The sequence below is a fragment of the Desulfonatronospira sp. MSAO_Bac3 genome (genome assembly GCF_003838035.1).
Taxonomy (GTDB): domain Bacteria; phylum Desulfobacterota; class Desulfovibrionia; order Desulfovibrionales; family Desulfonatronovibrionaceae; genus Desulfonatronospira; species Desulfonatronospira thiodismutans.
The window spans coordinates 1-10,565 of sequence record NZ_QYZY01000299.1 but is presented as its reverse complement, the minus strand read 5'-3'; the positions used below and the strand labels follow the sequence as shown (position 1 = coordinate 10,565).

Here is a 10,565-nt window from a genome sequence, read left to right as displayed (position 1 = left end):
CTCCATCTGGATCGTGATTAAACTTCTACCACCCAGGTAAATCCTGGCCACGGTCTAGCTCCCCTCCTTAGCCAAGGAGGGGCCGGGGGTGGTTGTATGAGATCCCTTCCTTATTTCGGATGTTGCCCCTCAGGGGCCTCTTTTTCCGCGCAGGATCCCGGAAAAAGACTAGATCTTACGTATTTCCTTGGGGCGTCTTTATCCCGAAAAAAAGAGCATAAAGGACCGGGGCCACCAGGAGAGTGAGCACTGAGGCGAAGGTCAGCCCGCAGATGATGGCAATGGCCATGGACAGCCAGAATATATCCAGAAGAAGCGGGGTCATGCCCATGACCGTGGACAGGGTGGCCATCATCACCGGCCTGAGCCTGCTCACCGAAGCGTTGACAAGCCCCTGGTAAGGTTCTTCACCTGAGGCCAGATTGTTGTCTATACGGTCCAGAAGGACCACCACATTCTTTATGAGCATGCCCGACAGGCTCAGGGTCCCCAGAAGGGCCATGAACCCGAAGGGCTGGCTGGTGGCCAGAAGCCCCAGGGTCACTCCGATCATGGCCAGGGGCAAGACCATGGCGATTATCAGGGGCTGGCGCAGGGTATTAAAAAGAGCCACCACTGCCAGGGCCATGAACAGAAAGCTGATGGGCACCCCGGAAAAGACCTCCTTCTGGGAATCCCTGGACTGCTCGTATTCCCCGCCCCACTGCATCCTGTAGCCCGGAGGAAGCTCTATGGCCTCGATGTCGCTTCTTATGCGCTCCATAAGAGCCTGCCCCCCTCCCTGGTCCGCTTCGCACTGGGCAGTAATGGTCTTCTGCCGGTCGCGCCTGATGATCACCCCTTCTTCCCAGCCAAGTGTGGCCGATGACACCACCTGGCCCAGGGGAGCGCCCCGGGTCTCGCCCATGGGCCGGACATCTAAGGCGAACATGTCTTCAAGGCGCTGCCTGGATTCTTCCGGGGGGCGCAGGATAATGGGCAGCATCCTGTCCCCCTCCCGGTACAATCCAGCCTGCAGGCCGTCGAAATTGAGCTTGACCGCCCTGGCGGCGTCCTCCCGGGTCACCCCGAACCTAATCCCCCTGGACTGGGAATAATCCAGGTCGTAGGTCTTGACCATCTGACGCCAGTCGCTTCGCACCTCCCTGGAATCTGGATCATTATACATTATGTCTTCTGCCTGCCGGGCAAGGCCTCGAAGCACCTGCGCATCAGGCCCGCTGAAGCGCACTTCCACGGAGAACTCCACAGGCGGTCCCATGGGAAATTTGCGCACTCTGGGCTGGGCATGAGGATAATTTTCCTCCAGATACCCCCGGGCGTACTCCTTGACCTCATCAAGGTCCGAGGCCCGGTACAGATTCAGGATCACCTGCCCGAAGGACGGGTTGGGCATGTGCGGTTCCATGGCCAGGTAGAACCTGGGAGCACCCTCTCCGATAAATGAAGTGACGCTTTCCACCCCAGGATGCTTGAGGATATCTTCTTCCACCTTCTGCAGGTCCTGGGAAGTGGAGTGGATGCGCGTGCCTTCGGGCAGCCAGTAGTCAAGCTTTAGCTGAGGCCTGGTTGAAGGCGGAAAAAAGGTCTTGTCCACTAAGTAAAAACCCATTACCGCCAGGACAAAAAGCAGGGCCATGCCGGCCAGCAGGCTTTTTTTCCTGCGCAGGCACAAATGCAGAAGCCTGCGGTACAGCTGATAGATCCTGCCGGCATACGGGTCGCTTGGCTCCTGTCCCTGAGCTTTGCCCCGCCTGAGAAACATGTGACACCACAAAGGGGTCAGGGTCATGGCCAGGATCCAGCTGGAAATAAGGGAAATGGCGATGACCAGAAACAGTCCCCGGGTGTATTCGCCGGTGTCGTCTGAGGCCAGGACTATGGGCATGAAGGCGAATACCGCCACCAGCGTGGCTCCAAGCAGAGGCCATCCAGTTTCCCTGACGCTCTCCACCGCTGCCTGCAGCCTCCTGGTCCCGGTCTGGATTTTTACCAGCATGCCTTCGGTGACCACTATGGCGTTGTCCACGATCATACCCAGGGAAATGATGAGCGCCCCAAGGGAGACCCTGTCCATGTCCATACCCAGGGCCAGCATCAGGGTAAAGGTCACCAGGATGGTCAAAAGCAGGCCGCTGCCGATGATCAGCCCGCTTCTGATGCCCATGAACACCAGAAGCAGCAGAATGACTATGGTCACGGCCTGCAGGAGATTGAGCATAAAGGTGTTTATGGCCTCGGTGACCTTGTCCGCCTGAAAAGCCACAAAATCAGTCTGGATCCCCACCGGCAGCCTGTCCTGCAGACCTTCCAGGGAGTCCTGCACCTGCTGGCCCATGTGCACCACGTTGCCCCCGGACACGGTGGAGACGCCTATAGCCAGGGCCTTTTGCCCGTCATGGCGGATCATTGTGGCCGGGGGATCCAGGTAGCCCCGGCGGACTTCGGCGATATCCCCGAGCTGGATCATGCTTTCCAACTCGGGGTGCCGGGCATAGCCAAGCTCCAGCTCTCTTATGTCCTGAACCGATTCAAACTGCCCGCCCAGCACAAAGCGTACCCGCTCCCTGCCCAGATCCGCTTTTCCTGCGTCAGCGGCCATGCTGCTGCTTTCCAGAAACCCCATGACCTGGTTCATGGACAGGTCCAGTTCAGCCAGTCGGGCCCGGGAAATATCCACAAAAACCGTTTCCTGCTGCTGTCCCCAGATCTCCACCCTGGCCACTTCATCAGCCAGAAGCAGTTCTTTCTGGATCATCTCGGCATAGTCCAGAAGCTCACTGTAGGAATAGTCCTCTCCGGTGAGGGCGATGAGCACTCCGTATACATCCCCGAAATCATCTATTATTTCAGGTTCGCCAGCTCCCGGTGGAAGATCGGGCCGGATGTCGGCTATCCTGTGCCTGAGACGGTCCCAGTGCTGGGGGACTTCATCAGCAGGGATATCCTCTTTGAGATGCACGTGGGCAATGGACACTCCCGGGCGGGATTCGGTCTGGACATAATCCAGCTGGTCCAGGCGCATAACCGCCTTTTCCACATGATCCGAGACCTCGTTTTCCACCTCTGTGGGAGAAGCTCCAGGATAGGGGGTGATTATCACCGCGGTTTTGATGGTGAATTCGGGGTCTTCCAGCTTGCCCATGCTGAAATAGGCAATGACTCCGGCAATGCTCAAGACCAGGGTGAGGAATAGAAAAAAGCTTTTCTTTGTGATGGCCAGTTCTGCAATATTCATCATAATGGCTGGCTGAGGTTATTCCAGAGGCCTTACTTTCTGCCCCTCCTGGATGAAATGGGCCCCGGCAGTCACCACCAGGTCCCCGGCACCAAGACCCGAGAGCACCTGCACTCCGGCGGAGGTCAACTCCCCGGTGCGCACCTGCCTGGACTGCACCCTGGAACTCCCGGAATCATACACCCATACCCGGTCTTTGCCCTGGCTGTCCGTAAAGAGTGCTGTCTCGGGTACTGTCACCAATTGGTCACCGTCTTCATCAGGAGCTATACTTATATGCACCTGGGCGGCCATGGAAGGAAGGGCCCGGATATTTTCGGGCATGGTGAGAATTGCTGTGGCCTGGTAGCTTAGCTCCCTGGCATCGGTAGAGACCTCTTTCAGCCTGGCCGGCAGGGGAAAGCCCGGGTATGCATCCAGGATGCAGTAAACCTCTTTGATATCATCCTTTTGAACAACCAGCTGCTCCGGCAGGCCGAACTTAACCTCCAGCCGGGTCAGATCCTGGAGGGTGGCTACTGGCTGACCAGCAGAGATATTTTCATGGTTTTCAACATGCTTTTCAGCGATATACCCGGAAAATGGAGCCCGCAGCACCGAGTCCTGCAAAGCGCTCTGGGCCTCTTCCAGGGCTGCTTCCAGGGATTCAATCCTGGACTGCATGGCCTGGATGTCTTCGTCCCTGGCCCCAATAAGGGCCTTCTGAAGCTCCATTTCCAGGTGGCGCTTGCGGCCCCGGGCCTCTTCCAGGGCGGTTTCGGTCCGGTCCAGCTCGGCCCTGGCCACGGCCCCCTGCTCATACAGTTCTTTATGCCGGCGGTACTGCAGCTGACTCTCCCGGACCGCGGAACCGGCGGACCTGAGCTCCGCCTCCAGGGAAATGACGTCTTCTGTCCTGGCCCCCTCCTGCATGGCTTTGAGGTTGGATCTGGCCTCCCCCAGGCTGCCCTCGAAATTTTGCACCGCCAGCCTGAAATCCCTGGGATCAAGCCTGGCCACCACCTGGCCCTTGTGAACATAGTCTCCTGTGTCCACCTCAAGGCTCTGCAGTTCATTGGCCACCCTAAAAGACATCCGGGTTTCCCGTTGCGGCCTTAACTTACCCGGCAAAATCCGGTTTATTTCCGGGGAAGGCTTCTTGATCTGCATGAGCTTGACCGGCCTGACTACATCCTCGGGCTCATCTTCTCCAGCGGGGACACACCCTGAAAAACCGCCCATTAGCAAAACTGTCAGGGCTGTAAGCAGATAAGGAGCAATCATTTTGGCCATTCCAAATATCTCCCGAAAAAATGTGGCTACTAAAAATTCAATGCGCACCAATGGCGCAGAAGACAGAAGTCAAATGACCACGCCGGGATGCGTGGCAGGCAGAGAACAGAAAATCAAAGGGCTATAGTTACTGTTCACCAGGGTCCGGGGACTTTTTGCAGTTGCATCTAATTGGCCCTGAGACTTATATTCTTTTCGCCCATGGCCCGGTAGATGGAAGCCACTGCCTTGAGAAAATCCGACTCTGCATTTATCAGCCTGGCCTCTGCTGCTGTGAGATTGGCCTGGGCATCCAGCACCTGGGTGCTGGTCCCCACCTGGGCCTCGTACCTGGCCTGGGCCATGCGGTAGCTTTCCTTGGCCTCTTCCAGTCCCTGCCTGGCCACCTTGATTCTCTGACGGCTCTCCTGGATAAGCAGGTAATCGGATTTGACCTCGAAAGACACGTTTTGCAGCAGATCCTCGTACTCGGCCACCAGCTGCCTGGTCTCCTGCCTGGCCTGCTCCCGGGCGTAATATGTCCTGCCCCATTCAAAAAGGGTCCACTGCATCTGCACCCCGGCCCTCCATTCGCTCCTGTCCTCCGTGGCCGAACCGCTTACCGTGGGATCATCCCCGCGACGGAAGACATCAAAGGTGGCCCCCACGTGGGGATACATGTCACTGGCGGTGATGCGCTCGTCCTGTAAGGCCATCTGAATGCTTTTATCGGCTATGATTATGTCCGGGCGGTTCTGCAGGGCCCTGTCCCTGGACTCATCCAGATCCAGGGTGAAGGGTACGAACTCCAGGCGGCCCTCATAGACCACCTCCATGTTCCGGGGCAGCCCCAGAAGCATGTTCAGCCTGGATTCCAGGGTATCCACCCGGTTCCGGGCGGAGATAAGTTCCTGCTCGGCCTCGGACACATCCACTTTGGCCTCCAGCACGTGCTGCCTGGGCACCAGTCCGACATCATAGAAAGAACGGCTCACATCAAGGTGGGAATTAAGCCTGGTCAGGGAGTCCTCGGCCACCCGGACACTCTCCCTGGCCGCCAGCAGATCCAGAAAGGAAGTCTGGATTTCCAGGACAAGCTCCAGCTCGGCCCGGCTCAGCTGGGACTTGGACTGCTCATGGGCCAGCTTGGACTTCTCGTAGGTGCTCAGCAGATTGAAACCTGTAAACAGGGGCTGGTAAATATTGATATTCAGCTCCCATCTGTCCCGGCTGCCGTGCCTGGTTCTTACATCAATATCCGGGGGCGTTGCATCCATGTCAATGTCAAACTCCCTTGTACGCGGACTCTCATCCAGCCTGGTGTAGCCATAGGACGTACTCAGGCTGGGGCCGAATGCGCCCCTGGCCGAGTATGTTCCATATTCGCGGCCCTTGACCTGCTCCCGTACCGCCTGCAGGGACTGGTTGCGCTCCAGGCCCATCTTCACCGCCGCCTCCATGTTCAGGGTGACAGGCCCCTCAGCTCCGGAGTTGCCGGCAGGGGCAAACACCATAATGGCCATAAGCAGCAAAACCGTTCTAAAATACCGGTTCACAGAAATCTCCTTGCGTTATGTCATTTAATGCATACATCTCCGGTTGCTCCCCTTCCTGGCCGGGTAGAAACCGGAGATGGCTGCACTTAAAAAATACCTGGTTGTTATAACCGCCTAATGCTCTCCATACCCCGGGTGTCCTTCTGTTCAGGGAGGCCGGGAAAACTCTTACTTGCAATAAAATGTAAAAAAAATTAATGTCAACTATAAGTTTTTACTGAAAAAGAAGGCTTTGGGCAAGACCGGCCTTGCTGTGCGCCCGTAGCTCAGCTGGATAGAGCACTGGACTTCGAATCCAGGTGCCGCAGGTTCGAATCCTGCCGGGCGCACCACAGACAATATTTTCTAATTTTTTACCCAAAACGGGTTTGACTGAAAATGGGTAAAAAAGTGAAGGACAAAACCATTACTAAGCATTTAAGCCACAAGAGCTGAGCTGACATGTATTCATGGATCCTTTTGGCCGTAATCATCCTGCTTGGCGCAGGTGTCTTGCTGCTGGGCCTCAGGCGCAGACGTTCCAGCAGGCTGCAGGACATGTTCTTCCCGGGCAGCAGGAAATCCGGCTTTGGAGATAAAAACGAAAAAGAGCTTTATCAAAGACTTCTCGGCCTGGTACATGGACGCGAAGATGTGGCCCGCAGGCTTGTTGAGCTGGAGCAGTCCAGGAATCCTGAAAAATCCAGGCAATGGTGCCTGAACAAGGCCATAGAATCATTGAAGAGAGAACGAAGATAAGCAGGCATCTTTGAAAAACCTCAAACCCGCCCTGTCTGTCCAGGCTTCAAAAGAAGCTCAGGAGCCCGGTTCATCGACCGGATAAAGACCGGCCACTTCCTCTGCCAGCTGAACCAGAGGCTTGTTTGCATCAAGAATTATATCCGCGCACTCCCAATACAGAGACTGGCGCTCATTTAAAGTGGAGCGCACTTCCTCCTGAAAATCCATCTGCGACAGTGCAGGCCGCTGCCCCGGCCTGGGGTCCCGGGCAAGCCTTGCACAGATAAGCTCCGGGTCAGCCTGCAGATAGACAGTCAAGTGCACCGGGTCCTTCAAAAGCTCCCTGTTCTCCGAAGCCAGCACCACCCCGCCGCCGGTGGCCACCACCAGCGAGCCGGACTGCGCCGTACTGAGCAAAACCTTTTTCTCCAGCTCCCTGAAATGCCCCCAGCCATGCTCCGTCACAATCTCCTGGATGCTTCGGCCCTGCTCCTGCTGCAGCAGTTCGTCCGTATCCACCGGGTTCAAACCGGTTCTTGGGGCCAGCTCCCCGGCCAGAGTGGTCTTGCCGCTGGCCCTGGGTCCGATAAGATAAATATTTCCCCTTTTATTTCTGAATCCACTCATGGTATAATTCATCCTGTCTATCCCCGGGCAGGGCCCTTTCTTCCAGGAGCCCGGCCTGGTGCCTTTGCCTGAAGGCCTCGTAAAGAATAACAGCCGCCGCCACAGATACATTCAGGCTTTGGACCATGCCCTGCATGGGAATGAATATTTCCTGGGCCACCATCTGTTCCAGGTCTTCCTGGACCCCGCTGTGCTCGTTTCCGAGTATTACAGCTGTAGGCCGGGTAAAATCCCACTCAGGCAGGGGTATGGACTGCGGCCCGAATCCGGTACGAATCAGGCAAAGGCCCTGCCCCTCCAGCCTTTGCACCATTTCCCCGGCATCCCTGTGTCTTATGCGCCTGACCCACTTGCGGGCCGAGGCCGAAGATTTTCTGCCCACCTCCGGAAATGGCTGGCCCACGTATAAAAGATGCACATCCGGGACTGCAAAGGCGTCACAGCTGCGCAGAATGGCTGAAACGTTGTGCGGGTCATGGATATTGTTCATGACCAGGGTCAGGTCCCTTTGCCTTCTGCAAAGGACATCCTTTATCCTTAGCTTTCTTCTGTCTGTTCTGGGAGTATCTTTCATGGCGGGTTTAACGGGTATAAGACTCGTGGCCAAAGCAGACCAGATGCTCCTGGTTGCCCCTGGGTCCCTTTATCCTGGCAAGGGTCCAGCCTTTGAGTACAAGATCCAGTTCTTTGGTGACAGCATCAATCACCCCCTGCACAGCCTTGCTTGCAGCCTCGAAAGATCTGACCACTCCCTTTACGGTCTGCCCCCTGCCCACTTCAAACTGGGGCTTGACCAGGGCGATGACCAGCGCCTCCTGCTGCAGAAAAGGCATCACGCAGGGCATAACCTGCTTAAGAGAGATAAAGGAGCAGTCTATGGCGGCCAGGTGGACCTTTTCCGGCAAAAGGGAGGCCGGAGCCTTGCGGATATTTATCTGTTCCAGGCAGACCACCCTGGGATCCTGTCTCAGTTTCCAGTGCAGCTGCCCTGTACCCACGTCCAGGGCGTAAACCCGAAGCGCTCCCATCTGCAGCAGGCAGTCAGTAAATCCGCCGGTGGAAGCGCCCACATCCAGGCAGACCCTGTCCTGAACCCTGATTTCAAAATCTTCCAGAGCGCCCAGAAGTTTTTCCCCGCCCCGGCTTACAAAACGCTCAGGCTGCTGCACCCTTAAGACCGAGTCTGCAGGCAATGACTGTCCCGGCTTTTCCACCCGAACTTCCCGGTCTTCCAGGCTCAGGTAGACCTGCCCGGCCATGATCAGCCTCTTGGCTGCTTCCTTAGATTCAGCCAGGCCCTGTTCATGCAGCAGCAGGTCTGCCCGGTATTTTCTGGAACGCATGCTTTTTAAGGAAACTGTCCTCTGCCTTCTGACTACTGCCCTCTGACTACTACTACTGACCTCTGACCTCTGACTACTGACTACTGACTACTGACCTCTGATTACTGACCTCTGACTACTGACTACTGACCTCTGATTACTGACCTCTGACTACTGACTACTGACCCCTGATTACTGACGTCTGATTACTGACTACTGACCTCTCAGGCCCAGTGTATCAGACCCAGGCAGTGGGGATCCAGCAGCAGGGAATGGTGAGGCAGAATACGCACAGTATACCCGAAGCGTCCGGTCTGGAAAGTCTCCAGTTTGCCCTCGTAAAGGATCCAGCCGTCATCAACCTCCTTTTTCTGCTGCATAAGAACCGTCTTGCGGCTCAGGAAATTGCCGTCCATATCCACGTCTCCGGCGTATATTTCCACCTGGATGTCATCGGTTGACAGGCCGTTGACATCTATTTCGGCGCGTACTGTTATTTCGTCCCCGGCATACAGTTCATCCTCAGCCGCGGCATGAACATTGCGGATCTGAACGCTGCCCCACTTGGTCATGAGCTCCATTCTCCAGTCCGCCAGCGACTTGGCTTTTTCAAAATTGTTCTTTTCCAGGGCCATGAAATTCTTGTAGGCCGGGAGATATGCAGTCTCCACATAGTCTTCAACCATGCGGTGCGAGCTGAACTGTGGGGCCAGATCCCGCAGGCCGTTTTTCATCTTGCGCACCCATTCCGTGGGCAGGCTGCCGTGCCTGCGGTCATAGAAAGTGGGCACGATTTCCTTTTCCAAAACATTGTAAAGGTAGTGGCTCTCCACCAGGTCCTGGTATTCCTGATCGGAATAGAGTTCTCCCAGGCCTATGGCCCATCCGTATCGGTTATCTGTAGTATAGGCCTCGTCCCACCAGCCGTCCAGAGTGCTGAAATTGAGCACCCCGTTGGCCACGGCCTTCATACCGCTGGTGCCGCAGGCCTCCAGGGGGCGCTTGGGGTTGTTCAGCCACACATCGCACCCCTGGAGCATGTAACTTGCAATCTCCATGTCGTAGTCTTCCAAAAAGACCAGGCGGTGGTTCAAATCTGCCTCCCGGGCGTGCTGCACGATCTGCTGAATGATCTTCTTGCCTTCCACGTCCTTGGGGTGGGCTTTGCCTGCAAATATGAACTGCACCGGATATTTTTCGTGGTTAACGATTTCCAGAAGTCTTTTGACATCGGTCAAAAGCAGGTTGGCCCTTTTGTAGGTGGCGAATCTGCGGGCAAACCCTATGGTCAGAGCACTGGGATCCAGGGCTTCCTCGGCCAGGTGCAGCTCGCTGCGTCTGCCGCCGCGGGCCACGGTCTGCTCCTTGAGCCTGTAGCGCACGTAATCAACCAGTCTTTCCCGGAGCCGCTCGTGGGTTCTCCAGAGTTCTGAATCGGGTATGGCCTGAGATTGCTTCCAGACCCTCTGGCAGTCGGGGTCCTCCCTCCAGTCGGATCCCAGGTAGCGGTCGAAAAGATAAGACATATCCGGGGCTATCCAGGTGGTGATATGGATGCCGTTGGTAATGGCTCCGATGGGCACGTCATCCACGGGGTACTGGGGCCAGACTTTCTTCCACATGTTTCTGGAAACAGTGCCGTGCAGCTGGCTCACCCCATTATTAAACCTTGACAAACGCAAAGCCAGCACGGTCATACAGAAATGCTCCTGGTCGTCCCGGGGATCCTCCCTGCCCAGGGCCATGAAGACCTTGAAGGCCAGGCCCAGTTCCCGGGCATAGGGCTCAAAATATTTGTGCATCAGGTCCGGAGAAAAGCGGTCGTTGCCCGCAGGCACCGGAGTATGGGTG

The 10,565-nt window shown here is 56.3% G+C and carries 8 protein-coding genes and 1 tRNA gene; 2 read left to right on the top strand and 7 right to left on the bottom strand.

Annotated features, from left to right (window positions below):
• Positions 1-175 precede the first annotated feature (175 nt).
• From D5S03_RS10310 to D5S03_RS10300, 3 genes are all read right to left on the bottom strand, one after another.
• Positions 176-3,241, bottom strand: coding sequence for an efflux RND transporter permease subunit (locus tag D5S03_RS10310; RefSeq protein WP_287043853.1), 3,066 nt, complete (start codon positions 3,239-3,241; stop codon positions 176-178).
• Between the two features lie 15 nt (positions 3,242-3,256).
• The gene (locus D5S03_RS10305; RefSeq protein ID WP_287043851.1) at positions 3,257-4,510 is read right to left on the bottom strand and encodes an efflux RND transporter periplasmic adaptor subunit; all 1,254 of its coding nucleotides are present in this window, start codon (positions 4,508-4,510) and stop codon (positions 3,257-3,259) included.
• Positions 4,511-4,677: 167 nt separating this feature from the next.
• The gene (locus D5S03_RS10300; RefSeq protein WP_287043850.1) at positions 4,678-6,045 is read right to left on the bottom strand and encodes a TolC family protein; all 1,368 of its coding nucleotides are present in this window, start codon (positions 6,043-6,045) and stop codon (positions 4,678-4,680) included.
• A gap of 255 nt (positions 6,046-6,300) precedes the next feature.
• Between D5S03_RS10300 and D5S03_RS10295 the strand changes: the two genes are divergently transcribed.
• Together D5S03_RS10295 and D5S03_RS10290 are read left to right on the top strand one after the other, a co-directional pair.
• A tRNA-Arg gene (locus D5S03_RS10295) sits at positions 6,301-6,377 on the top strand.
• A gap of 109 nt (positions 6,378-6,486) precedes the next feature.
• Positions 6,487-6,783: a hypothetical protein gene (locus D5S03_RS10290; RefSeq protein WP_287043849.1), complete on the top strand. Its 297-nt coding sequence runs from the start codon at positions 6,487-6,489 to the stop codon at positions 6,781-6,783.
• Positions 6,784-6,840: 57 nt separating this feature from the next.
• Here D5S03_RS10290 and D5S03_RS10285 read toward each other — a convergent pair whose 3' ends face one another.
• From D5S03_RS10285 to glgP, 4 genes are all read right to left on the bottom strand, one after another.
• A complete protein-coding gene (locus tag D5S03_RS10285) occupies positions 6,841-7,392 on the bottom strand; it encodes a shikimate kinase (RefSeq protein ID WP_287043848.1) in 552 nt (183 codons plus the stop codon).
• On the bottom strand, positions 7,373-7,966 hold the full coding sequence (locus tag D5S03_RS10280) for a TrmH family RNA methyltransferase (RefSeq protein WP_287043855.1): 594 nt from the start codon (positions 7,964-7,966) through the stop codon (positions 7,373-7,375). Before D5S03_RS10280 ends, D5S03_RS10285 begins: the two co-directional genes overlap by 20 nt.
• 7 nt (positions 7,967-7,973) lie before the next feature.
• Entirely contained in the window at positions 7,974-8,735 is a 762-nt protein-coding gene (locus D5S03_RS10275; RefSeq protein ID WP_287043847.1) for a TlyA family RNA methyltransferase, read from the bottom strand.
• 203 nt (positions 8,736-8,938) lie between these two features.
• Positions 8,939-10,565, bottom strand: a 1,627-nt coding sequence (gene glgP / locus D5S03_RS10270) for an alpha-glucan family phosphorylase (RefSeq protein ID WP_287043846.1), incomplete at its 5' end; no start/stop codon positions are given.